The sequence below is a fragment of the Massilia sp. DJPM01 genome, assembly GCF_030348125.1.
GTDB classification, from domain to species: Bacteria; Pseudomonadota; Gammaproteobacteria; order Burkholderiales; family Burkholderiaceae_D; genus Telluria_A; species Telluria_A frigida.
In genome coordinates this window covers 61,167-85,335 of sequence record NZ_JAQOZV010000023.1, presented here as the reverse complement: position 1 = coordinate 85,335, position 24,169 = coordinate 61,167, and the positions used below count along the sequence as shown (strand labels likewise).

The window sequence follows — 24,169 nt, the reverse complement described above, 5'->3', positions numbered from 1 at the left end:
AGCAATAGTGCCATTGCAAGCGTTGAATCAACCTATAACCCAGTTTAAGTCGCATGGTGCGATCTCTGCTGGCTAACTCGTGTACAAACTATGTCAACAGCAACAACTGAAGCAACCGGTATGGAAAGTTTTGCAGCGCTCTTCGAGGAATCGTTGTCGCGCCAAGATATGCGCTCCGGCGAAGTTATTTCCGCTGAAGTCGTGCGTCTCGACCACAATTTCGTGATCGTGAACGCTGGCCTCAAATCCGAAGCTTTCATTCCTATCGAAGAATTCAAGAACGACCAGGGCGAACTGGAAGTTCAAGTCGGCGATTTCGTTTCCGTAGCGATTGAATCGCTGGAAAACGGCTTCGGCGACACCATCCTGTCGCGCGACAAGGCAAAACGCCTGGCGTCGTGGCTGGCTCTGGAAAAAGCCATGGAATCGGGCGAGATCGTCGTCGGTACCGTCAATGGCAAAGTCAAGGGCGGCCTGACCGTTCTGACCAACGGCATCCGCGCGTTCCTGCCGGGTTCGCTGGTCGACACCCGTCCTGTCAAGGACACCACCCCGTTCGAAGGCAAGACCCTGGAATTCAAGGTCATCAAGCTCGACCGTAAGCGTAACAACGTGGTTCTGTCCCGCCGCGCCGTCATCGAAGCTTCGATGGGCGAAGAGCGTCAGAAACTGATGGAAACGCTGAAAGAAGGCACCGTGGTGACCGGCGTCGTCAAAAATATCACCGACTACGGCGCGTTCGTGGATCTGGGCGGTATCGACGGCTTGCTGCACATCACCGATCTGGCATGGCGTCGTGTGCGTCACCCGTCGGAAGTGCTGACCGTTGGCCAGGAAATCACCGCCAAAGTGCTGAAGTACGATCAGGAAAAGAACCGTGTTTCGCTGGGCGTGAAGCAACTGGGCGACGATCCTTGGACCGGTCTGTCCCGTCGTTACCCACAAAGCACCCGTCTGTTCGGCAAAGTAACCAACCTCACCGACTACGGCGCGTTCGTGGAAGTCGAGCAGGGTATCGAAGGTCTGGTTCACGTTTCCGAAATGGACTGGACCAACAAGAACGTGGCACCAAACAAAGTTGTCCAGCTGGGCGACGAAGTGGAAGTCATGGTTCTCGAGATCGACGAAGAGCGTCGCCGTATTTCGCTGGGCATGAAGCAGTGCAAAGCAAATCCATGGGATGACTTCGGCGTTACCCACAAGAAGGGCGACAAAGTCCGCGGCGCGATCAAGTCGATCACCGACTTCGGCGTGTTCATCGGCCTGGCCGGCAACATTGATGGTCTGGTACACCTGTCCGACCTGTCCTGGACCGAAACCGGCGAAGAAGCTGTCCGCCGTTTCAAAAAGGGCGACGAACTGGAAGCCATCGTGTTGGCGATCGACGTCGAGCGCGAGCGCGTTTCCCTGGGTGTCAAGCAACTCGAAGGCGACCCATTCAACAACTTCGCTGCAATGAACGACAAAGGCTCCCTGGTAACGGGTACGGTCAAGTCGGTCGAGCCTAAGGGCGCTGTGATCCAGCTGTCCGAAGAAGTTGAAGGCTACCTGCGTGCTTCCGAAATCTCGCGCGACCGCGTTGAAGATGCCGGTACCCACCTGAAGGTTGGCGATTCGGTTGAAGCTCTGGTAATCAACATTGACCGCAAAGCGCGCAGCATCCAGCTGTCGATCAAAGCGAAAGACAATGTCGAGACCCAGGAAGCGATGCAGAAAATGGCTTCGACCTCCGACAACAATGCAGCATCGGGCACCACCAGCCTGGGCGCGCTGTTGAAAGCTAAGTTCGACAACAAGAACTAAGACACTCGGAATCGACAGATGACGAAGTCCGAGTTGATTAACCGCCTGGCTGAGCGCTATTCTCAGCTGGTGGCCAAGGATGCGGAGTACGCTGTCAAGACCATTCTCGATGCCATGACCAACGCCCTGGCGACGGGTCAGCGCATCGAGATCCGTGGTTTCGGCAGTTTTGCCCTGAACAGCCGGCCGCCGCGCATCGGACGCAATCCCAAGTCCGGCGACAAGGTGATGGTTCCCGAAAAACGGGTTCCCCACTTCAAGCCGGGCAAGCAATTGCGCGAACGGGTAGATGCGATGGTCGGGCAGCCGATTATTGAAGACTGAGTCGTTTGTCGACACAGGAGAACGGCATCCACGGATGCCGTTTTTTTTCGCCCGCAATATTTCCCAACCGGAGTCAGAGCTCTGATTGGAAATAAGAGTGTTTCACTTCGGAGTTCTGACCCCGGTTGGGAAACGTTGTGCCTTTACGGGGCGTCGCAGGAGTTGCCTGGCTGCCCCGGCCCCCCTTTGTTTTGGTGTAATATGCGACACTTGCGACCTTTTCAGACTGGACCTGGCTGATGAAATTTGTATCCACCATCGTTGGATTTATTCTGTTTATCCTGTTTTTCGGCTTCGCGCTGAAAAATACCCAGGAAGTCGACCTGCACTTTTTCCTGAATTACGAACTGCGCGGCCCCCTGGTGCTGATGCTGCTGGGCTTTTTTGTCGCCGGCGCCGCCCTCGGCATCCTGGCCGTCACGCCCACCGTGTTCCGCCACCGCCGTGAAACGTCGAAACACAAGAGCACCATCGTCGCCCTGCAAACCGTGGCGCGTACCAATGTGTCGCAACCGCAGCCGGACAGCGTCAACACCCAGCAGTAACCCATCTGAAAAACCAACAAAAAGAACCGCATGGAATTTGAAATCTGGATGTTGCTTGGCATCCCATTGTTTTTTGCCCTGGGATGGATCGCCGCGCGCGTCGATATCAAGCAATTGCTCTCCGAATCGCGCACCTTGCCGCGCGGGTATTTCCGCGGCTTGAATTTCCTGCTCAACGAGCAGCCCGACAAGGCCATCGATGCCTTCATCGATATCGTCAAGCTCGATCCGGAAACGGTCGAGATGCACTTCGCCCTCGGCAACCTGTTCCGCCGCCGCGGCGAGATCGAGCGCGCCATCCGCGTCCACCAGAACCTGCTTTCGCGCCCCGATTTACCGGCCGATGAGAAAGCCCACGGCCAGTACGAACTGGGCATGGATTATCTCAAGGCCGGCCTGCTCGACCGCGCCGAGGAAACCTTCAACCTGCTGCTCGAAACCTCGTACGGCGCCCAGGCCCGTCGCGCCCTGCTCGAAATCTACCAGCGCGAAAAGGAGTGGCCGCGCGCCATCGAAGCCGCGCTCGGCCTGCAGGAATCGGGCGCCGGTGCGCGCCAGAAGGAAATCGCCCAGTTCTACTGCGAGCTGGCCCAGGATGCGCTGGTCCACATGCACACCGATGACGCCCTGGCGCTGCTCGACAAGGCCCTGCACGCGGACCGCAAGAACGTGCGCGCGACGCTGCTGACCGGCGACGCCCAGCTGGAGAAGGGCGACGCCGAAGGCGCGCTGCTCACCTGGCGCCGCGTCGAGCAGCAAAGCGTGCCGCACGTGGCCCTGGTCGCGCAGCGCCTGATGGATGGCTACCGCAAGGTCGGCCGCCCGCAGGAAGGCGTGAACCTGTTGCGTTCCTACCTGGCCGAAGCATCCTCGATCGACCTGATCGAAGTGGTGTTCAAGGCCGTCATCGAACTCGATGGCGTGGACGCGGCCAAGCAGCTGATGGTGGAGGAACTGCGCCGCAATCCAACCCTGCTCGGCCTCGACAAGCTGCTCGAAGCGCGCCTGATGGACGCACCCGCCGATGTCTGGGACGAGCTGTCGATGGTGAAGAACCTGGTGCGCGGCTACACCCAGAAGCTGGCACGCTACCAGTGCAGCCACTGCGGCTTCAAGGCGCGCCAGTTCTATTGGCAGTGCCCGGGATGCAGCCGCTGGGAGACCTACCCGCCGCGCCGCACCGAAGAACTCAATGTCATGAACTAAGCGTATTTGAAACCGATGACCAATCTCACCGCCACTCCCGCGCGCCTGCTCAGCGCCGACAGCCATCCCTTCATCGCCGCGCCCGACCTGGCATCGGTGCGCATCCTGGTCGTCGGCGACGTGATGCTGGACCGTTACTGGTTCGGCGACGTGAGCCGCATCTCGCCGGAAGCGCCGGTGCCGATCGTGCGCATCGAAAAGCGCGAAGAGCGCCTGGGCGGCGCCGCCAACGTGGCGCGCAATGCGGCCGCTCTCGGTGCCCGCTGCGGCCTCCTGGGCGTGGTCGGTGCCGACGAAGCGGGCGAGCAGGTGGCGCAGCTGCTGGCCGAATCGCGCATCGACAGCTACCTGCAGCGCGACGCCGCCATTTCCACCATCATCAAGCTGCGCGTCATCGGCCGCCAGCAGCAGCTGCTGCGCATCGATTTCGAGGACGCGCCCACCGACACCGTCCTGCGCGACAAGCTCACCCAGTTCAACGCGCTGCTGCCCGATTACGACGTGGTGATCCTGTCCGACTACAACAAGGGCAGCCTGGTGAACGTGGCGCACATGATCGAGGCGGGCCGCGCGGCCGGCAAGGTCGTCATGGTCGATCCCAAGGGCGACGATTTTTCGCGCTATGCCGGTGCCACCGTGCTCACGCCGAACAAGTCGGAGTTCCGCCGCATCGTCGGCAGCTGGTCGTCCGAAGACCAGCTCACCGCCAAGGCCCAGGCCTTGCGCGCCGAACTGCGCCTGGACGCGCTGCTGCTCACGCGCTCGGAAGAGGGCATGAGTTTGTACACCGCCACCGAAGTGCTGCACATGCACGCCGATGCGCGCGAAGTGTTCGACGTCTCCGGCGCCGGCGACACGGTGATTGCGACCATGGCCGCGATGCTCGGCGCCGGCATGCCGATGGCCGACGCCATCATGACCGCCAACCGCGCCGGCGGCATTGTCGTAGGCAAGCTCGGCACGGCGACCGTGACGCGCGAGGAACTGTTCGGCCTGTAAACAAGCCGAGCCTGCCTACACGATTGGCATTTTGCTGTTCTGATAACGCTCAATCGAAGCGGTCAACATTGTGCTGCATCGTCCGTTAGCTTGTTGGGGGCGCAACCGCGTCCCTACAATCTGATGGAGACACAACATGATCCGTAAATTGATGCTTGCAGTTGCAGCGCTGGTGGCCGCGATGAGCATGGCGTTTGCCCAAGTCGATGTAAACAAGGCGGACGCAGCCGCACTCGACAGTGTGAAGGGTGTCGGGCCCTCCACCTCCAAGCTGATCCTGGAGGAGCGCACCAAGGGCGGCGAGTTCAAGGACTGGGCCGACTTTTCCAAGCGCGTCAAGGGTGTGGGTGACAAGCGCGCCGCCAAGCTGTCGCAGGCGGGGCTGCAGGTAGCGGGCAAGTCGTTCGACGGCGCCGGCGCGGCCAAACCGCCCGCTGCGGCGGGCAAATCCGCGCCAGCCGCCAAGCCAGCGCCAGCGCCGGCGAAAATGTAAGCCTTGTGCGTCTTGCTAAAAACCCCGCCGTTACGCCGCGGGGTTTTTTCATGGGTATTTGCGCGGTACGGGCAACGTTTTTTCGCTGTATGGACGCACTTGCGCGCGCCGGGTCGTGAGAAGATAACGGCGCCCATTCAACCGTCGCCCGTCGCAAAGGACCCCTCATGGCATCTGTTCCGCTCACCAAACCCCTGCTGGCTGTCCTGATCGCCGCCGCCATTGCTGGCGCCTGCGCCGACACCGACGCCGCTCCCGCCGGCCCCGACGTGACGCGCCACCAGGCGCAGATCGACAACATCGTCGGCGACATTTCGCCGCAGCGCATCGAGGCGCATGTGCGCAAGCTGGTGGGCTTCAAGACGCGCCACACCATGTCCGACACCGTGTCCGACACGGCCGGCATCGGCGCCGCGCGGCGCTGGATCAAGGCCGAACTGGAACGCTGCGGCGCCGCTGCCGGGGGACGCCTGCAAGTGAGTTTCGACAGCCACATCACGCCAATATCGGCGCGCATTTCTCGTCCGACCGAAATCGTCAACGTGGTGGCGACCCTGCCCGGCACGCAGGCGGCATCCAAAGAGCGCATCTATGTCGTCAGCGGCCATTACGATTCGCGCAATACCGAGATCATGGATGCCACGGGCGATTCGCCCGGCGCCAACGACGACGCTTCCGGCACCGCGGCCGTGATGGAAATGGCGTGCGTGATGGCGCGCCACCAGTTCGACGCGACTCTTGTTTTCATGACGGTGGCGGCCGAGGAGCAGGGCTTGCTGGGCGCCGCCCATTGGGCCGAACAGGCAAGGCTGAAGAACCTGAACCTGCAGGGTATGTTCACCAACGATATCATCGGCAGCTCGCGCGCCGATGACGGCCGCGTGGACGACAAGCAGGTGCGCCTGTTCGCCGAATCGATTCCCGCGACGAAGGAGAACAGCGAAACCAGCCGCGCCTTGCTGGCCACCGGCGGCGAGAACGATTCGACCTCGCGCCAGCTGGCGCGCCATGTGAAGGAAGCGGGGGAGCGCTACGTGCCTGGCTTTACGGTGAATGTGATCCAGCGGCGCGACCGTTATCTGCGTGGCGGCGACCATATGCCGTTCCTGGAGCGCGGCTATGCGGCGCTGCGCTTCACGGAGCCGAACGAAGACTTCACGCACCAGCACCAGAACGTGCGCAAGGAAGGCGCGCTGCAGTATGGCGATCTGCCCGAGTTCAATGACTACAACTACATCGCGCGCGTGGCCCGGGTGAACGCGGCGGCGCTGGCGACACTGTCGCTGGCCCCCGCTGCGCCGCAGAAGGTGCAGATGCGCACCGCGAAGCTGGAAAACGATTCGTCGCTGGTGTGGCAGGCCAACGGCGAGCCGGATCTGGCAGGCTACCGCATCGTCTGGCGCGACACCACCGCCGCGCAGTGGCAGGGGGCTTTGTTTGTGGGGAATGTGACTGAGGCGACGCTCAAGCTGTCGAAGGATAACTATTTTTTCGGCGTGCAGGCGGTGGACAAGGATGGCAATGTGAGCGTGGCGACGTATCCGACGCCGCTGCGGTAAGACGCGTTGACGTAGCCTCAGAGCCGTCGTCTCTGGCATTGCCAGAACCGACGGGGGGGGCGATGGACGGGGCCTACTTCACCGCCAAATACGCATGCAACTGCGCCACCACCGCAGCGCCTTCGCCCACGGCCGCAGCCACCCGCTTGGTCGACCCCGCCCGCACATCGCCAATCGCAAACACCCCCGGCACCGTGGTCTCCAGATGCCCGTGCAGCGTCCCGTCGGTATTGAGCATCTGGCCGGTCACCCGGCAGCGCGCCATCATCACATCGGTCCCCGTCATCACGAACCCGTGCTGGTCGACCTGCACGCCGCAGTCCTCCAGCCAGCCCGAATTCGGATCGGCCCCCACGAACAAAAACACGCTGCGCACCGCGTGGCTTTGTTCCTCCTCGTCGCGATGCTGCCAGCGCACGCCCGTCAGCCGTTGCCCATCGCCTTCCAGCCCGGTCAATTTGGTATGCGTGTGCAGCACGATATTCGGCGTGGCCGCAATCCGCTCGATCAGATAGCTCGACATGCTCGCCGCCAGCCCTGGCCCGCGGATCAGCATGTGCACCGTCTTCGCATGCCCCGACAAAAACACGGCCGCCTGCCCGGCCGAATTGCCGCCGCCGACCAGCACCACCTCGTCGCCCTGGCACTGGCGTCCTTCCAGCGGCGAGGCCCAGTAATACACCCCGCAGCCTTCGTAGGTGGCCAAATCGGCCAGGTCCGGCTTGCGGTAGCGCGCCCCGCAGGCCAGCACCACCGCGCGCGCCTGTACCTGGCCGCCGCCGGCCAGCGACAGGCGCAGCGGATACTGGTCGCACAGCAGTTTCTCGGCCACCGCCGGAATCGCCACTTGGGCGCCGAATTTTTGCGATTGCACGAAAGCGCGCCCCGCCAGCGCCCGCCCTGAAATCCCGGTCGGGAAACCCAGGTAGTTTTCGATGCGCGCGCTGGCGCCGGCCTGGCCGCCGAAGGCGCGGTTTTCCAGCACCAGTACCGACAAGCCTTCCGACGCCGCATACACCGCCGTCGCCAGCCCGGACGGCCCGGCGCCGACCACCAGCACGTCGTACACCTTGTCCGGGTCCAGGTCGGGCAGCAGGCCGAGGCAATATCCCAGCTCGGCCAGGCTCGGATTTTTCTTCACCACCCCGTCCGGGCATACCACCAGCGGCAGTTCGTGCGGACCGGGCTGGTACATGCGGATCAGCGCTTCCGCGTTCGGGCTGGTGGCCGGATCGAGCACCATGTGCGGATGGCCGTTGCTGGTCAAAAAGGTTTGCAGGCGGAACAGATCGGCGCCGCCGGGCGGGCCGACCAGCACCGGCGCGCTGCTGCCCGCTTCGATCAGGCCCACCCGGCGCAGGATCAGGGCGCGCATGATGCGTTCGCCCAGCTCGGCTTCGGCCACCACCAGTGCGCGCAGCGCTTCCGGTGTGATGATCAGCGCGTCCACCTCGCCGACCGCATGCGCGCTGACCAGCGCCGGGCTGCCCGACAGCTGGCCGACGTCCGCCGTGAAGTGGCCGTGAGCGTGGTCGACGATTTTGTGGCTGTTGCCCATGCCGTCACGCTGGCTGATGCGCACTTCGCCCGCCAGCACGATCATCATGCCGGGATTGGCGGCGCCGGCCACGAAAATGGCTTCACCGTCGCGCCAGCGTCCCTCGCTGCCGAAGCGGCGCAGGCGCGCAATTTCGGCTTCTGTCAGCACCGGGAACATCTGGTCGCGGCGCGATTCGTATTTGCTCATCGAACTCTGGACGCGCTCGTTGATGCTGTTGTCGGGAAAGAAGTCGGGGGCGGGCAGGGTGCTCATGGGAGATCGGCTCTGGTAGGGGAAATAGCTGTCAGTCTAGCAGCAAGCGACCCTGTCTCAAACGGACAAGCGCATCGTGGATTAGAATGGTGTTTCGTTGAACTGCAAAGAGTAGCCCATGCCTTACATGACCATCGAAGACACGATCGGCAACACCCCGCTGGTGCGCCTGGTGCGCCTGCCGGGCGCCGATGCGGCCGCGCGTAACAATATCATCCTCGGCAAGATGGAAGGCGATAATCCGGCCGGGTCGGTCAAGGACCGCGCCGCCATGTCGATGCTGCGCCGCGCCGAGGAACGCGGCCAGATCAAGCCGGGCGACACCCTGATCGAAGCGACCAGCGGCAACACCGGCATCGCGCTGGCGATGGCGGCGGCGATCCGCGGCTACAAGATGCTGCTGCTGATGCCAGAATACCTGTCGATCGAGCGGCGCCAGAGCATGGCGGCGTACGGCGCCCAGATCATCCTCACGCCCAAGACGGGCGGCATGGAATACGCGCGCGACATGGCCGAGCAGTTGCAGCGCGACGGCAAGGGCATCATCCTCGACCAGTTCGGCAACGCCGACAACCCGCGCGCCCACTACGAATCGACCGGCCCCGAGATCTGGCGCGATACCAAGGGCGGCGTCACCCACTTTGTCAGCGCCATGGGCACCACCGGCACCATCATGGGCGTGTCGCAGTACCTCAAGGAGCAAAACCCGGCGGTGCAGATCATTGGCGCCCAACCGGAAGAAGGCTCGCAGATCCCGGGCATTCGCAAGTGGCCCGAAGCCTACCTGCCCAAGATCTTCGACAAGGCCAGGGTCGACCAGATCGAGAACGTGAGCCAGGCCGCGGCCGAGCAGATGGCGCGCCGCATGGCGGCCGAAGAAGGCATCTTTTGCGGCATCTCGGCCGCCGGCGCCTGCGAGATCGCCCTGCGCATTTCACAAACGGTGGAAAACGCCACCATCGTGTTCATCGTGTGCGATCGCGGCGACCGTTACCTGTCAACCGGCGTATTCCCCGCATAAGCGGCGTCGCGGGCCCCCTAGGCCCGCACAAAAACAAACGCCTTCCACCGCGAACGAGTCGAGGACCCGTTCATGGTGGAAGGCGTTTTTGCATGCTTCCCGCGCGCCGCCCCCCACAGGGCAATGCACGGGCTTATCCGGCCCGGCCTACGTGGCCCGGCCTGCGCGGCCCGGCCTGCGCGGCCCGGCCCGACCGATCCCGCTATTACGCTGGATCGCCTTCTTTTGGCTTGAACTGCTTGTCGCTGATGCGGAACTTGTTGCGGCGGTCGCCCATCAAGTAGCGCAGGTCGCGGATCGACAGGTCGCTTACTTCGTGCATGCGGATCAGCAGGGAGGCGCCGACCGGCAGGCGGTGGTGACGGATCTTCGAGATCACTGGCGGCGCCACTTCCAGCGCGCGCGACAGGGCTGCATCGTTCTTGAGACGCAGATTTTCGATCAGCGTGTCCAATAAACGATTTGGGTTGTATTGCAGCAGATCATCGGAGTCCGAATCGCTGTTCATATCAATGCCGACTTGGTTTGTCATGATGTCAATAATTCCTATTGTGAGTGGTGCTGCTAAGTCAAACACGCGGAGCTCTCGCTGCTGGTCAACCACCGTCGAAGTGCGCTTGCGAATTTATCTTGGGTAACACTTTTTAAAAAATATACACAATTGTACAACGTTTTGTAATCTAATACCGATAAGCAATAACAGATTACAAAATGATGTCGGTTGTGTTGTCTGATCGCAACATAGCCGCATTGCAATTCTCTCACAAAATCACTGAAAAGCTAATTGTTTTCCAAGAAAACTTAAGTGTAAGACAATTTAGATGCCTCCGCCGCACAATTCTAAACAGAACTGGCTTATTAGCAACATGTTTCTGAGTATATTAACGCAAGAGGGGTTTCTATGGGGCACGAATGAATATGCGTGCGCATACGCCGCAGCCGCATGAGCCGGACAAGGCGCGCTTTGCGCGCCAAAAACCGGCCCTGCGCGTGACATTCCTTTACAAAGTTTCCCCGGAGGCAAGAGGCTGTCCCGACCGGGCCAGGCGGATGGCGCGTCCCAGTTCGATGACCGACATGGCGTAGAAGTAAGAGCGGTTGTATTGCGTGATAGCGAAAAAATTATCGGTGGCGATGCGGTACTCGGTCGGCTCGCTGCCGTTGGGCAGGTCGATCAAGCCGTAGCGCTGGCTGGCGGGCAGGGCGGCGCTGCTGCTCACGCCGCCGGCGCGCAATTCGTCGCCCCGGAACTTGGCCGCCAGGCCCTGGTTGAGGAAGCTTTCCCACACCCGGTCGTCGGACACGCGCGCCGGATAGACGATCGGGCCGCCCTGTTTGGGCTGCCAGCCGTGCTGCACCAGGAAACTGGCCACGCTGCCGATCACATCCACCGCCGAGTTGCGCAAGTCGATATTGCCATCGTTGTCGTAGTCGACCCCGTAGGCCAGCACGCTGCCCGGCATGAACTGCGGCATGCCGATGGCGCCGGCGAAAGAGCCGAGCATGGACAGCGGGTCGATATGCGACTTGCGCGCCAGCAGCAGCGCGTTTTCCAGTTCGCCCCGGAAGAACGCCATGCGCGCCGCCTGGTTGGGCGCCTCGGGATAGGCGAAGGCGAGCGTGGTGAGCACGTCCAGCACGCGGAAGCGCCCCGTATTCTTCCCATAAATCGTTTCCACGCCGATGATGCCGACGATAACCTCGGCCGGCACGCCGTATTCGGCCTGGGCGCGCGCCAGCACGGCGGCGTGCTGGTTCCAGAACGCCACGCCAGCCCGGATGCGGATCGGTTCGATGGTCACCCGGCTATAGTTTTGCCAGTTCTTGGGCTTGCCCTTGGGCGCCGGTTTGACCAGCTGGACCGCCGCATCGATATAACGGATCTGGCCGATCAGCGCACCCAGCTCGGCGCGCGGAAAGCCGTGCCGCAAGGCCAGCTCGTCGGCGAAAGCAATGACCGCCTCCGACTCGCTGAACACGATGGCGTCGCCGGCCAGGGCTGCGGCCGCGGCGGGCACGGCCACGAGCGGCGCCGCCGTGCGCGCAGCGGCCCTGGTCCCCGCCTTGGCGCGGCTGTGCGTACTTTTCTTGCCGGGTTTCTTGGCAGGCGCCGCCTGGCTCAGGGGACTTGCCGACACAGCCAGTGCCAGCAAGAGAGATATCAGTTTCATTAAATGTTGTTCAGCAAACTTTTCAAGGTGGAAGCCAGCCCGGGAGCGGGTGGCCGGGCACTGTATTTGTGGGCGCTGTAGAGCGCCAGGAAGCGGTCGATGGCCGCCAGCTTGTCGTGCGCCAGCGTGCCTTGCGCGAGCCGCGCCGCGTACGCGTTCGGGCCCTCGTCGGCGGCGCGTGCCATGCCAAGCTGGCTCATCCGCCGACCCAGGGCCGAGTATAGCGCATCGACCGGATCTGTCTCGCGCCGCTGGCGTAGCGCGCGCCACAGCAGCAACACGGCGCCGAGCGCGGCCAGGATGGCGAGGCTGCGCCAGTGCATCAGGCTGAGCTTGAGGCTTTCCAGGAACCCGCTCTGGCGTTCCGGGGTGTAGTTCAGGATCCACTGGTTCCAGCCCGTGTTGATCGCACCGATGCGAAAGCGCAGCTGCTCGAACAGCGCATTGCGCTCGCCGCCGAAATCGAGCAGGCCGCCCAGGCCGGCGAAGGCCGGGGTATTCTGCGCCAGCGCGCTCGACAGGCCACGCTGCACCCGTTCCGGCGCCACCGCGGCGGTCGGGTCGACCCGGATCCAGCCGCGCCCGGCGATCCAGATTTCCGCCCAGGCATGCGCTTCCGACTGGCGCACCATCAGGAAGCCGTCGATGGGATTGAGTTCACCGCCCTGGTAGCCGATCACCACGCGCGCCGGCACCTCGGCCGCGCGCATCAAGACCACGAACGCGCTGGCGAAGTGCTCGCAAAAGCCGGCGCGCGTCTTGAACAGGAATTCGTCGACCGAGTCGCGTCCCAGCAGGGGCGGCTGCAGCGTGTACGAGAACGGCAGCCTGGTGAACATGCCCAGCACCGCATTGGCGCGCGCGGCCGGATCGGCGCTCATCTGCGCGATCTGCGCGCCGGTCTCGAGCGCCCGCGGATTGAAGCCGTCCGGCAGGGCCAGCCAGCGTGCGCGGTCTTTCAGTTCGGCGCCATCGTCAAGGCCGTAATCCGTGTGCGACGACAGCTCGTAGCGCACGCGCTTGCTCGTTGGCAGGCTGGACGTCAGTTCCATCTCGCTCGACACGGCGGCCGCATTCTCGCTCAGGACAGGCAAGCGGTCCGGCAGGTCGAGTGCGAACAGCCAGTTGTTCGATGACGGCTCCAGGGTCAGTTCGTAGCGCACGGCTTCCCCGCGCACGGTCAGCGACACCTGGTCGGGGAAGCGCCGGCCACGCCGCTGCAGCGGGGTCCAGGTGCGGCCGTCGAAGTCGCCCATCACCACGCCGCGCCAGTACAGTTGCGGCTTGGGCGGCACCGGATCGAGAAAGCGTACCTGGAACACCGGGTCGTCCGACTGCGCCAGGTTCGACAGATTCCCCGGCGCCATGCTGTTCGACAGTCCGGTGCGCCCGCCCTGGGCGTCGCTCGGCATGCCCCACAGCGGCCCCTGGATGCGCGGGAACAGGAAGAACAGCATCAGTGCCAGCGGCGCGGCCAGCAGGAACACGCGCGCGCCCATCCACAGGCGCCGGCCCAGCGGCGGCACGCTGCCGGTGAACTGGAACGATAACTGGGCGGTCAGCAGCGCGATGATCGAGGCCACCATCATCAGCGCCGTCAGGATGCTCTGCGAGTAAAAGAAATTGGTCAGCACCAGGAACAGCGACAGGAAGATCACCACGAACAGGTCGCGTTTGGCGTGCATTTCCAGCATCTTGAAAGCGACCAGCAGCACCAGCATGGCCACCCCGGCATCGCGTCCGAACAGGGTGCGGTAGCTCATGAACACGCCCGCCATGGCCGCCATCGATAGCGGCAGCAGCAGGTAGGCCGATGGCATGCGGGTGCCGCGCACGGTGGCCAGGGTACGCCACAGCAGGGTCAGGGCGCACAGGCTCGATACCCACAGCGGCAGGTGGCCGGCGTGGGGCGCGAGCACCATCAGGGCCGCGCCCAGCAGCAGCAGGGTGTCGGCCTTGTCGCGCGGCAGTTGGCCGGCCAGGCGCGCCAGGCCGGCGCGCGGTGCGCTGACGCTGGCGCCGCTCATGGCGCCTGCTTCAGGCCATGCAGCGCCAGCGCGCGCAGGCAGGCCGCCTGGTGCGCTTCGCCGAGGGAGGCCTCGAAGTCGGTGGCGCCGATGCGAAAGGCGTAGGGCAGGGCGCGCTGTTCGGCGTCGAGCACCCAGCGCGTCATGCGCGACAGGCGCAGTTCCAGGTTCATGATGGACGGCATGGCGTTAAAGTCGAGCACCAGTTCATCCACCGCGCCGCCCTCGAAATGCTTGGTCACCAGCTGGCCGCCGTCGGCCGGGTCGAGCCGCGCGATCTGGCGCCAGGCCATGTGGCGCAGCGAATCGCCCGGCTGGTAGCTGCGGATGCCGGCAAAGTCGTCGTGGCCGGCATGGCCATGGCCGTCGGCGCTCTCGACGCCCGATATCGGCAGCGGCGGCGCGTTTTCTTCGGGGAAGGGATACACCAGCGCGTTCAGGTCCGGCTGCCAGTAGCTCCACGCGCGCAACAGGCCGAGCGGAAAACGCGTGGTCAGGCGGATGCGCGGCGCGGCCAGCCAGCCGCGTTCCGTGCTCGGCGCCGACAGCAGCACGGCGCTGCTCGCGCCGGCCGCCACGTCGGTCACGTGGCGCGCTTCGCCGGCCTCCATGAAGTCGACCCACAGCGCGTAGCGGTCCAGCTTGGTGCGGTTGACCAGGTGCAGTTCGAACTGCGCCACTTCGCCGGCGAACACCGGCTGCGCGCGGCCCGGGCGCAGGTGCAGGTGCGCCAGGTTTTTATACGTCATGTAGATGTCGACCATGGCGCAGGTGCCCATGGTGAAGGTCAGCGCGAAACCCAGGCCGAGTGAATAGTTGATCGAACCGATCAGCAGGATCAGGATCAGCGCGGCAAATCCCATGCCGGCACCGGAAGGCAGGATGAACACGCGGCGCTGGGTCAGCAAGGTTTCGCCGGGGTCGACGCCGCGCTTCTGGAACAGCCAGGTGTCGGCCTTGGCGCGCACCGCGGCGGGGATGAAGCGGTTCAGGGAGGCCGCCATTGCCTCACACCGGTACGGATTTCTGCAGCTGCAGGACCAGGTCGCGGCTGGCCAGCGCCACCCCGTGCGCCGACTTCAAGGGACGCAGGCGGTGCGCGCAGACCGGCACCAGCACCGCCTGGATATCTTCCGGCACCACGTGGTCGCGTCCTTCCATGGCGGCCCAGGCGCGCGCGGCTTGCAGCAGCGCGATCGAGGCGCGCGGCGACAAGCCTTCGGCGAACATGCCGTTCTGGCGCGACGCTTGCGCCAGCGCCTGCACGTAGTCGATCAGCGAGGCCGAGGCGTGGATCTCGCGCAGCGCTTTCTGCGCCACCGTCAGTTCTGCCGGCTGCATGGCCGCCGGCAGCGTCTTGAGCATGCTGCGGCGGTCGTCCCCCATCAGCAGCGCGCGTTCGGCGGCGGCGTCCGGGTAGCCCAGCGACAGGCACATCAGAAAGCGGTCCAGCTGCGATTCGGGCAGGGCGAAGGTACCCACCTGGTGCAGCGGATTCTGGGTCGCGATGACAAAAAATGGCGAGGGCAGGGCGCGCGTGGCGCCGTCGGCGGTCACCTGGCGCTCTTCCATCGCTTCCAGCAGGCCGGATTGGGTTTTCGGCGTGGCGCGGTTGATTTCATCGGCCAGCAGCACTTGCGTGAAGATCGGGCCGGGATGGAACACGAAACCATTCTTTTCGCGTTCGTACACCGAGATGCCGGCCACGTCGGCCGGCAGCAGGTCGCTGGTGAACTGCACGCGGTTGAATTTCAGGCCCAGCGAAATGGCCAGCGCGTGGGCCAGGGTGGTCTTGCCGACGCCGGGCACGTCTTCGATCAGCAGGTGGCCGTTGGCCAGCAGGCAGGTGAGCGCCTGGCGCACTTGCAGGTCCTTGCCGACGACAATCTGGCTGACCTGGCGGGCGACGGCGTGCATCTTTTTGAACATGGTGGTTATCTTTACAGTGTGCTGTGGGTGGTCGCGCGCACCCGCGTGGGGCACGGCATGGTAGATTAGCGCCATCGGCACCGACTATTCCGTCATCACGACCCGTTCTCAGGATTCTATGCGAGAACGGCATGTCCGGTGCAACATTGATGACACCGCTATTGAAATGACGCACATGAGCACAGCAATCTACAGCCACCCCGACTGCCGCCGCCACGACATGGGCGAATGGCATCCGGAATCCCCGGCGCGCCTGCAGGCGATCGAAGACCAGTTGATTCTGGCCCGCCTCGACGGCCTGCTGGAACGGCGCGAGGCGCCGCTGGCCGAAATTCCCGCGATCGGCCGCAATCACACGCCGGAAGCCATCGCCCTGGTGCGCGACAATACGCCCACGGCCGAGGGCGACACCTATCCGCTCGATGGCGACACCTCGCTGTGTTCGTACAGTTACCAGGCCGCGCTGCGCGCCGCCGGCGCCGCGCTGGCCGCCACCGACGCGGTCATCGCCGGCAGCATCGCCAACGCCTTCTGCGCAATCCGCCCGCCCGGCCACCACGCCATGCCGACCGAGCCGATGGGCTTCTGCCTGTTTAACAACGTGGCCATCGCGGCGCGCCACGCGCTCGATTCGCATGGCCTGGAACGGGTGGCGATCATCGACTTCGACGTCCATCACGGCAATGGCACCGCCGCCTCGTTCCGGGACGACCCGCGCGTGCTGATGGCCAGCTTCTACCAGCATCCGTTTTATCCGTACACCGAACCGGAGCCGCGCACCGCCACCATGATCAATATTCCGGTACCGGCGCGCAGCGGGGGCGACGTGGTACGCCAGCTGATCACCGAACACTGGCTGCCGGCGCTGCACGACTTCAAGCCGGAAATGATCTTCATCTCGGCCGGTTTCGACGCCCACCGCGAAGACGATGTGGGCGGCATGGGCCTGGTGGAAGCCGATTACGCCTGGATCACGCGCCAGATGATGACGGTGGCGCGCCTGTACGCGCGCGGGCGCATCGTCAGCTGCCTCGAAGGCGGCTACAACCTGTCGGCCCTGGGCCGCAGCGTGGTGGCGCACGTCAAGGTGCTGGCCGATCTGGAGTAGGGTTTTCCGGAGCTCGGCCGGACCCCGGTAAAATAGCGCCTCATACGAGAATTCCGAAAGCACAGCATGTCGATACAATGGTACCCGGGCCACATGAACGCCGCCCGCAAGAAGGCGGCCGAACAGATGGAGAACACCGATCTGGTGATCGAGGTGCTCGATGCGCGCCTGCCCGAGGCGAGCTGCAACCCGATGGTCGAAGAGCTGCGCCTGTTCCGCCAGCGCCCCTGCCTCAAGATCCTCAACAAGGTCGACCTGGCCGATCCGGCCGCCACCGCCGCCTGGAGCGCCTACTACAACGCGCAGGAAGGCGTGACCGCCTACGCGATGACCACCAAGAAGCCGGGCGACGTGGCCCGGATTCCCGACCTGTGCCAGTCGCTGGCGCCGCACCGGGGCGTGCCGACCAAGCCGCTGCGCATCATGATCATGGGGATTCCCAACGTCGGCAAATCGACCCTGATGAACGCGCTGCTCAAGAAAAAAGTGGCGAAGGTGGGCGACGAGCCGGCCGTCACCAAGATGCAGCAAAAGCTTTACCTCGGCAAGAACACGATCCTGGTCGATACCCCCGGCATGCTGTGGCCGAAGATCGCGCTGGCCAGCGATGGCCTGATGCTGGCCGCCAGCCACGCCATCGGCTCGAACGCGCTGATCGAAGATGAAGTGGCCGTGTTCCTGGCCGACGAACTGCTGGTGCGCTATCCGGCGCTGCTGACGGCGCGCTACGGCTTCAAGACCGAGGGCATGGACGGCATCGCCGTGGTCGAAGGCGTGGCGGCGCGGCGCGGCTACCGCCAGAAGGGCGGCGACCTCGATTTCGAAAAGGCCTCGCACATCTTCCTGCAGGATTACCGCACCGGCGCTTTGGGGCGCATCAGCCTCGAAACGCCGGAAACGCGCGCTGTGCGCCTGGCCCAGCATGACGCCGAGATGGCCGCCAAGGCCGCCAAGGCGGCAGCGATTGCAGCCGAAAAAGCGGCGAATTCGGCGCGCGGCAAGCGCGGTACCTGAGCGCCGCCATCTCCCGATGAGCGGGAGCGCATGTTGACGAATATTGCATATTCGTCAACATGCTATACTTTCCGTTCATCTGCCTGGAGTCCTCCATGAACGTAGCGCGTCCCCCGATCACCTATACCGAAGGCAAACGATTTGCCTGGGCGTGTATTCCAGTCAGTGCCATCGTCCTGGCGCTCAGTGTGGCAGCATTCAGGGAAGGCAAGACGGGCTTTTTCATCGCCGGGCTCCTGCTGGGCGGGTGGGCCGCCGTGATGGGCGTGCTTCAATTTGCCATGAATCGCAGGCACGCCACGATGACGGTGAGCGACGAGGGCGTCCGCTTTGCCGATGGCTTGTCCGTGGCGTTCTCGGACATGGAAAAAATTACAACCATCAATCCATTTCCGCATGTTTTCGGCAGTTTCCTCAATATCGTCATTTACGTGAATCCCGACGTGGCGGTCAAACAGGCTGGACGCAGTTTGCGGCGGGCGTTCTGCCTGACCACGGTGGGCGGCAACATCAGCATGGTCGGGAAACACAAAATGTTCAGCTTCATGACGCCGGGCATCCGGCCGATATCCGGCGCCAAAATGGACCAGGACGCTATCCTGGAAGACCTGTTTGCGCGCTTCGATGCCGTCCAGAACCGCTGAACAAGGCGTGCGCCGGCATGCGGCGCTTCCCGCATTGCATTGACATCTGTTCAACTATGGCGCTTAATGAAAGCATCGTGCAAACGATTTCAGAGGCGGCCGAGGGTTGACTGAGCGGATATCCGAACATCGGTCTCTCGGTTGGCGAATGTGTCGCTTGCCTGCGCCCAGCTCTGGCGCACACCGATTACTTCAACCGAAATGGAGTCCGAATGCGATTCATGCTGCGTTCCACCGTCGTCTGTCAAACCATCGTCGCCGGCCTGTTTGCCACCTCGGCACAGGCTGCAATGCCAGTGTCGCTGACGTATGTCGTCAACAATCCGTGGGTGGGCGGGTACTGCGCCATCGTCAAGGTGTCCAATCCGAATGCGCAGGCGGTCCAGTGGAGCGGTTCGCTCCCGATACGGGGCACGGTGACGTCGCTATGGAACGCGGTCGGCCAGCAGTCCGGCGGCGCCATCGTTTTCAGCGGCGGGCTCGATTGGAACAAGATCATCCAGGGCAAGTCGACGATGGAGTCGATCGGCTTTTGCGCGACGGATGCCGTCACGCCGACGCCGACTCCTACTCCGACGCCAACACCGACTCCTACTCCGACGCCAACACCGACACCGACACCGACGCCAACACCAACACCAACACCAACACCAACACCAACACCAACACCGACACCGACGCCTACTCCGACACCAACGCCAACGCCGACAGGCGCGCTCTCCCCAGTCTACAAAGGCGAGGGCACCTTTTACGGCGCCACGGGCGAGGGCAATTGCAGCTACGACGCCAGTCCCGGCAACCTGATGGTGGCCGCGATGAACCAGACGGATTACGCCAACAGCGGGGCGTGCGGCGAGTACATCGCCGTCACCGGTCCCAAAGGCAAGGTCACGGTGCGCATCACCGACCGCTGCCCGGAATGCAAACCGGGTGATGTTGACCTGAGCGAGCAGGCTTTCGTCAAGGTGGCCGAGAAGTCGGCGGGCAGGGTGCCGATCAGCTGGTATGTGGTCGCCGGCGAGACGACGGGGACGGTCAGCTACCGCTTCAAGGAAGGCAGCACCATCTACTGGCAGGGCATCCAGGTGCTCAACCACCGCCTGCCGATCACCAAGCTCGAGATCCGCCCGAACGGCAGCGCCAACTGGATCGCCGTCAAGCGCGAAGAATACAATTACTTCGTGTATCCGAGCCCGATTGCGGCAGGTCCGATGCAGGTTCGCATCACAGGTCTTGGCGGCGCCACCCTGCTGCAAACGCTGCCCGAGCCCCAGGGCGGCCTGGTCGTCAAGGGCAGCAACCAGTTCTGACGAGGCCTGGTCAAACCGGTGGCGCTGTTACGGCGCCACCGGTTCGCCGAAGCGAAAACTCGACACGGCCAGGTGGCCGAAAAATTCATCTTCGTGATACACGCAGGCCGCATCCTCGGATTCGGCCGCGCCCAGCGCCACCATCAGCGGCAGCAGATGCTCTTCGCGCGGGTGGGCGTTGCGCGCATACGGCGCCTGGCCCCAGTGCAGCAGGGCGATGGTGCGCTCCGACGGCGGCAGCTTGAGCACCAATTGCAGCCAGCCGTCGAACTGGTGCGATGCCAGCCTGCCTTCGGGGCCGAACTGGCGCAGGTTATGGTAGCTCAGGCCACTGCCGATAATGAGTACCCCTTCATCGCGCAGCGGCGCCAGCGCGCGCCCGATCTTCACGTGCGTCAGCGGATCGAATCCGTGCAGCAGCGACAGCTGCACCACCGGCACGTCGGCCTCCGGGTAGACCGGATACAGCATCGAAAACGTCCCATGGTCGAAACCGCGCTGCGGATCGAGCGACACCGCGTGCCCGGCCGCTGCCAGCAGGGCGGCGGCGCGTTCTGCCAGTTGCGGCGACCCTGGCGCGGAATATTTGATCTGGTAGGTATGGGCCGGAAAGCCGCCGTAATCGTAGATCATCGGCGGCTGCGCGCCGGACGAGAGCATCAGCTCCTTTTCTTCCCAGTGACCGGAAATGACCAGCACTGCGGCCGGCTTGACGTCGCCGATCTGGCGCCGGATATCGACCAGCGACGCTTCCAGCACGTCGTAGGTTTCACCGTACTGCTCTTTCATGAATGGCCACGGACCGCCGCCGTGGGAGACGAAATAGGTCGGCAGGCGGTGGCTCATGGCAGTGCTCCAGACGGTGGTTTATCTATCCAATATAGGGACGTGTGCGCTCTTTATCAAGTCATGCGCGTGCGCGCCAGGTCGATCAGCGCGAACAGGCGCGCGCTGCGCATCCAGCCGATGGCGATGACCGCCGCTTGCGTCAGCAGCAGGGCGCCGGTAAAACCCAGCGCATCGATCCCCGCCATGTTCGCGCGCGCCAGCGACAGCAGGCCGGCCAGGGCAAGGCCGGCGATGCTGATGCCGGCGTAGCTGCCCAGCGCCGCCAGCGGATGGCGCACCAGCAGCATGCAGCCCGACAGCCAGGCCGCCAGCGCGGAGCGTTTGCGCGGGTCGTAGGCCAAAAAAGCGCGGCCGGCGTCGAGCGAGACAGTCACCAGCCCGATGAGCAGCACCATCAGCGCCTGCGCCAGCATCAGCGCCAGCGCCGCGTCGTCCGCCGAGATGACCTTGGCGGCGTAGGCTGTCGCGGCGTCGATGGCGCCCATGCCGGCCACGAAGGCCAGGCCGAGCGGCAGCGCGCCCCAGGCCAGCAGGCGCAGCATGGGTGCGTAATAGTCGGCGCCGCCGCGCGTGAGCGCCGCAAAGCCGGGCACCTGCTGCGCGCGCGCCGCCGTCGCCACCATCCCCGACAGCATCGGTGAAATCAGCAGGGTGGCCAGCAGCGCCATGCTGCCGGCCTGGGTAAACACCACCTGGTGACGCGCGTGCACGGCCATCAGGTCGCTCAATGCCGTCATGTCGAGCGCGCGCGCCAGCGCCGCCGCGTGCACCGAGTAATCGAGGCTGGCCGACAACAGGTGCCAGGCTGGCAGCGCCATGACCAGGGTCGGCACCAGCATCCACAACACCCACAGCAGCAGCAGGCGCCATTGCAGCGCCGCGCGTGCCGCCCGTGGAACGGAGGCGATCGAAAAGGCAGGAGATGGATGCATTACACGGTCGCAATCAGGGAAAACAGGATATTGAAAAACGCGGCCACATCGCCGGCCCAGCGGCGCGCGGCGCGCCCGCTTGGCTCCAGGGTGCGGCTGTCATCGAGCTTGCTGGTGTCGAGGTAGTGCAGGCGCTGCGGATCGAGTTCGGCCGACACCGCCCTGGCCGGCTTGACCCAGCTGAAGGTGCGCCAGCGCTGCTGGTCGTCCCACACCGCCGTTTCGCTGCTGCCGTCGGCGAATTTGACCAGCACGGTTTGCGCGACCGGGGCGCCGCGCCGCTGCACCGTGACGCTGGTGCGCCAGGAGCGCGCGGCGCCGGGCTTGGCCGCCGCCTCTTCCTCGCTCGAAAAGCGCGAGACGCGGTCGTCGATGGACGCCGTGGCGTACACCTGTTGCGCGAACACGGCGTTGACAGCGGCGCGCTGGCCGCTCACCTCGGCCAGCGTCTCGCGCAAATCGGCGGTGCTCGGATGGCGGAATTTCCAGCGCCGGTAGTATTCCTTGAAGGCGCGTTCGGTCGCCTCCTGGCCGATGCGCGCCTCCAGGTCGCGCAGCATGGTGGAGCTGCGCACGTACACCGGGCCGATGCCCTGCAGGCGCATGTGGGCGTTCTGTCCGATCGCGTCGGCCGGTTCCAGGCGCGGCGCCTCGTGGCGCTCGACGTCGAAGCCCTTGAAACCCGGCGCGAAGCCGAGCGCCTTGAGCAGCGGCGAACCGAGATACGACTGCTGGCCGGTATCGCGCAGCATGCGGTAGTTCCAGAATTCGTTCAAGCCTTCGTCGAGCAGCGGTTCTTCGAATTCGTTGGAGGCCAGGATGCCGTAGAAGTAACCGTGGCCGACTTCGTGGATGGTGACGAAATCGAGGTCGAAGGCGGCGGCCGTCTGCGGCACCACCTTGTCGTGGCCGGCGGTGGTGATGAAGGTCGGGTACTCCATGGCGCCGGCTTCGTCGGCATTGAACGGCGGGATCACGATGGTCAGCGTCTTGTACGGATACGGCCCCAGCGTTTTTGAAAAATAGGTCAGCGCATCGGTGGCTGCCTTGAGCGCCGGTGCGGCGCTGGCCGCGCGGTCGGGCGGGAACAGCACCGACAGCTGTACAAGCGGGCTGCCCGGCGCGCTCCAGGTGGCGCGCAGGGGCTGGGCGGTGCGCTTGTCGGCGGTCCAGGCGAAATCGTGGACGTCGCCCTGCACGTAGTGGTGGGTCAGCATGCCGCCGCGCTCCACCGGCGCGCCCTGCAGCTCGCCGGTCGCGCCCACGGTGTAGCCCTTGGGCGCGGTCAGCTTGACGTCGAAGCGGCCGAAGTCGGCGTAGAACTCGGTCTCATGGTGATATTCGTGGGCGTTCCAGCGGGTCCGGGTGGCGCCGCGTTCGCCCGGCAGTTCCAGCACGGCGATCTTGGGGAACCACTGGCCCACCAGGTGAAAGCTGCCGAAGTAGCCGGTGCTGCTCACCACCCGCGGCAGCTGGGTCAGGAAGGACATGTCGAAACTGGTCGACGCCCCCGGCGCCACCGGCGCCGGCAGGTCGAAGCGCACCACCGTCTGGTCGGAGGCCGGGCCGTTGTCGGGATGGACGAACGACCAGTCGACCTTGGCCCCGCCCTGGGTCACGCTGCGCAGGTCGATCTGGCCCCATTCGCCGGGGGCGGTGGTGACGCTGCCGCCGGCCTCGCGCTGTTCGGTGAAGTAGGTGCTGCCGGCATTTTTGAAGGCGTTCATGTACAGGTGCAGGTAGACGCTGCGCACGGTCTCCTTGCTGCGGTTACGCCAGGTGAGCTTCTGCTTGCCGTCGACCGTGTGGGCGACCGGGTCGAGCGTGGCTTCGATGCGGTAGTCGACCACGCGCTCCGACAGGGTCGCTTCGCTGCCGCTGCGCGGCCCGCCCCACGCATCCGGGGCGCTCGGCACGCTCACCGCGCTGGCCGACGGCAGGGCCAGGCCGATGCCGACGTCGGTCACCGGTTGCGGGATCGGGGTGATGGTGATGTCGCCCTGGGCCAGCAGCTCGGCGCCGGCGATGGCGGCTGCCGCCAGCAGGAGCGCCTTGAGGGCCATGGTTCGGGTACGCGCTTGCATGCATTCTCCTGCGCCGCTGGGCGCTTGCGATGGGGTAGAGGGGGCCGGCAGCCAGGCGGCCAGCCGGCCGCACAGCATGCCACAACGCCCGCCGGGCCGCAGTCCCGCTGGCGTATCCGATTATAATGGCGCAGTTTTGGTGCCCGCCCGCGTCCTCACGCCGGCAGTTAAACGGGAAACACCCAGTGTGCTGCCCCCGCAACGGTACTGCCAGCCATCGATCACGATGGCTGGCGAGCCCGGATACCGGCCAAAACAGGTGGACCCGATGCCGCAACGCGCGTCGGTTCCGTGCAATCCGGCTTGCGGGGACGCAGGCCAGGACTCTTTTTTCTGAA

At 64.5% G+C, this 24,169-nt stretch carries 21 protein-coding genes and 1 riboswitch; of the genes, 12 read left to right on the top strand and 9 right to left on the bottom strand.

What is annotated here, in order from left to right; genetic code table 11:
- Positions 1–90: 90 nt before the first annotated feature.
- From rpsA to PO883_RS16500, 7 genes are all read left to right on the top strand, one after another.
- Positions 91–1,803 (top strand): 30S ribosomal protein S1, encoded by a 1,713-nt coding sequence (gene rpsA / locus PO883_RS16530; RefSeq protein ID WP_267876789.1) that lies wholly within the window; start codon positions 91–93, stop codon positions 1,801–1,803.
- Positions 1,804–1,821: 18 nt separating this feature from the next.
- Positions 1,822–2,127: an integration host factor subunit beta gene (locus PO883_RS16525; protein WP_008446215.1), complete on the top strand. Its 306-nt coding sequence runs from the start codon at positions 1,822–1,824 to the stop codon at positions 2,125–2,127.
- 239 nt (positions 2,128–2,366) lie between these two features.
- Positions 2,367–2,672: a lipopolysaccharide assembly LapA domain-containing protein gene (locus PO883_RS16520; RefSeq protein ID WP_167085304.1), complete on the top strand. Its 306-nt coding sequence runs from the start codon at positions 2,367–2,369 to the stop codon at positions 2,670–2,672.
- Positions 2,673–2,702: 30 nt separating this feature from the next.
- Positions 2,703–3,878, top strand: coding sequence for a lipopolysaccharide assembly protein LapB (lapB, locus tag PO883_RS16515; RefSeq protein WP_289310743.1), 1,176 nt, complete (start codon positions 2,703–2,705; stop codon positions 3,876–3,878).
- Between the two features lie 15 nt (positions 3,879–3,893).
- On the top strand, positions 3,894–4,877 hold the full coding sequence (gene rfaE1, locus PO883_RS16510) for a D-glycero-beta-D-manno-heptose-7-phosphate kinase (protein ID WP_289310742.1): 984 nt from the start codon (positions 3,894–3,896) through the stop codon (positions 4,875–4,877).
- Between the two features lie 136 nt (positions 4,878–5,013).
- Entirely contained in the window at positions 5,014–5,370 is a 357-nt protein-coding gene (locus PO883_RS16505) for a helix-hairpin-helix domain-containing protein (protein WP_289310741.1), read from the top strand.
- Between the two features lie 167 nt (positions 5,371–5,537).
- A complete protein-coding gene (locus tag PO883_RS16500) occupies positions 5,538–6,929 on the top strand; it encodes a M20/M25/M40 family metallo-hydrolase (protein WP_289310740.1) in 1,392 nt (463 codons plus the stop codon).
- A 73-nt stretch (positions 6,930–7,002) separates the two neighbouring features.
- On the opposite strand, the gene PO883_RS16495 is transcribed toward PO883_RS16500, so the two are convergent.
- The gene (locus PO883_RS16495) at positions 7,003–8,742 is read right to left on the bottom strand and encodes an FAD-dependent oxidoreductase (RefSeq protein ID WP_289310739.1); all 1,740 of its coding nucleotides are present in this window, start codon (positions 8,740–8,742) and stop codon (positions 7,003–7,005) included.
- A 118-nt stretch (positions 8,743–8,860) separates the two neighbouring features.
- On the opposite strand from PO883_RS16495, the gene cysM reads away from it, so the two are divergent.
- Positions 8,861–9,763, top strand: a complete 903-nt coding sequence (cysM, locus tag PO883_RS16490; RefSeq protein WP_289310738.1) for a cysteine synthase CysM — start codon at positions 8,861–8,863, stop codon at positions 9,761–9,763.
- A 205-nt stretch (positions 9,764–9,968) separates the two neighbouring features.
- Here cysM and PO883_RS16485 read toward each other — a convergent pair whose 3' ends face one another.
- The 5 genes from PO883_RS16485 to PO883_RS16465 all read right to left on the bottom strand — a co-directional run bounded on the left by PO883_RS16485 (position 9,969) and on the right by PO883_RS16465 (position 15,890).
- Complete coding sequence (locus tag PO883_RS16485; RefSeq protein WP_054266941.1) at positions 9,969–10,295, bottom strand: hypothetical protein; 327 nt, start codon at positions 10,293–10,295, stop codon at positions 9,969–9,971.
- A gap of 469 nt (positions 10,296–10,764) precedes the next feature.
- Positions 10,765–11,934 (bottom strand): lytic murein transglycosylase B, encoded by a 1,170-nt coding sequence (mltB, locus tag PO883_RS16480; protein ID WP_289310737.1) that lies wholly within the window; start codon positions 11,932–11,934, stop codon positions 10,765–10,767.
- A complete protein-coding gene (locus tag PO883_RS16475) occupies positions 11,934–13,961 on the bottom strand; it encodes a DUF3488 and transglutaminase-like domain-containing protein (RefSeq protein WP_289310736.1) in 2,028 nt (675 codons plus the stop codon). The genes mltB and PO883_RS16475 overlap by 1 nt, the downstream gene beginning before the upstream one ends.
- Positions 13,958–14,965, bottom strand: a complete 1,008-nt coding sequence (locus tag PO883_RS16470) for a DUF58 domain-containing protein (protein ID WP_289310735.1) — start codon at positions 14,963–14,965, stop codon at positions 13,958–13,960. The genes PO883_RS16475 and PO883_RS16470 overlap by 4 nt, the downstream gene beginning before the upstream one ends.
- Positions 14,966–14,969: 4 nt before the next feature.
- On the bottom strand, positions 14,970–15,890 hold the full coding sequence (locus PO883_RS16465) for a MoxR family ATPase (protein ID WP_167085324.1): 921 nt from the start codon (positions 15,888–15,890) through the stop codon (positions 14,970–14,972).
- 175 nt (positions 15,891–16,065) lie between these two features.
- Between PO883_RS16465 and PO883_RS16460 the strand changes: the two genes are divergently transcribed.
- The 4 genes from PO883_RS16460 to PO883_RS16445 all read left to right on the top strand — a co-directional run bounded on the left by PO883_RS16460 (position 16,066) and on the right by PO883_RS16445 (position 19,966).
- Positions 16,066–16,998, top strand: coding sequence for a histone deacetylase family protein (locus PO883_RS16460; protein ID WP_289310734.1), 933 nt, complete (start codon positions 16,066–16,068; stop codon positions 16,996–16,998).
- Positions 16,999–17,091: 93 nt separating this feature from the next.
- On the top strand, positions 17,092–18,012 hold the full coding sequence (ylqF, locus tag PO883_RS16455) for a ribosome biogenesis GTPase YlqF (protein ID WP_373890075.1): 921 nt from the start codon (positions 17,092–17,094) through the stop codon (positions 18,010–18,012).
- Between the two features lie 95 nt (positions 18,013–18,107).
- Positions 18,108–18,656, top strand: coding sequence for a hypothetical protein (locus tag PO883_RS16450; protein WP_289310732.1), 549 nt, complete (start codon positions 18,108–18,110; stop codon positions 18,654–18,656).
- A 212-nt stretch (positions 18,657–18,868) separates the two neighbouring features.
- Complete coding sequence (locus tag PO883_RS16445) at positions 18,869–19,966, top strand: expansin EXLX1 family cellulose-binding protein (RefSeq protein ID WP_289310731.1); 1,098 nt, start codon at positions 18,869–18,871, stop codon at positions 19,964–19,966.
- 27 nt (positions 19,967–19,993) lie between these two features.
- On the opposite strand, the gene PO883_RS16440 is transcribed toward PO883_RS16445, so the two are convergent.
- Genes PO883_RS16440 through PO883_RS16430 form a run of 3 tightly spaced genes read right to left on the bottom strand, consistent with a single transcriptional unit; the run spans position 19,994 to position 23,831 of the window.
- Positions 19,994–20,812, bottom strand: coding sequence for a class III extradiol ring-cleavage dioxygenase (locus PO883_RS16440; protein WP_289310730.1), 819 nt, complete (start codon positions 20,810–20,812; stop codon positions 19,994–19,996).
- A 56-nt stretch (positions 20,813–20,868) separates the two neighbouring features.
- On the bottom strand, positions 20,869–21,747 hold the full coding sequence (locus tag PO883_RS16435) for a hypothetical protein (RefSeq protein WP_289310729.1): 879 nt from the start codon (positions 21,745–21,747) through the stop codon (positions 20,869–20,871).
- Positions 21,747–23,831, bottom strand: a complete 2,085-nt coding sequence (locus PO883_RS16430; RefSeq protein ID WP_289310728.1) for a M1 family metallopeptidase — start codon at positions 23,829–23,831, stop codon at positions 21,747–21,749. The genes PO883_RS16435 and PO883_RS16430 overlap by 1 nt, the downstream gene beginning before the upstream one ends.
- A 120-nt stretch (positions 23,832–23,951) precedes the next feature.
- A riboswitch (cobalamin riboswitch) is annotated at positions 23,952–24,101 on the top strand.
- The last annotated feature ends 68 nt before the right edge of the window (positions 24,102–24,169 follow it).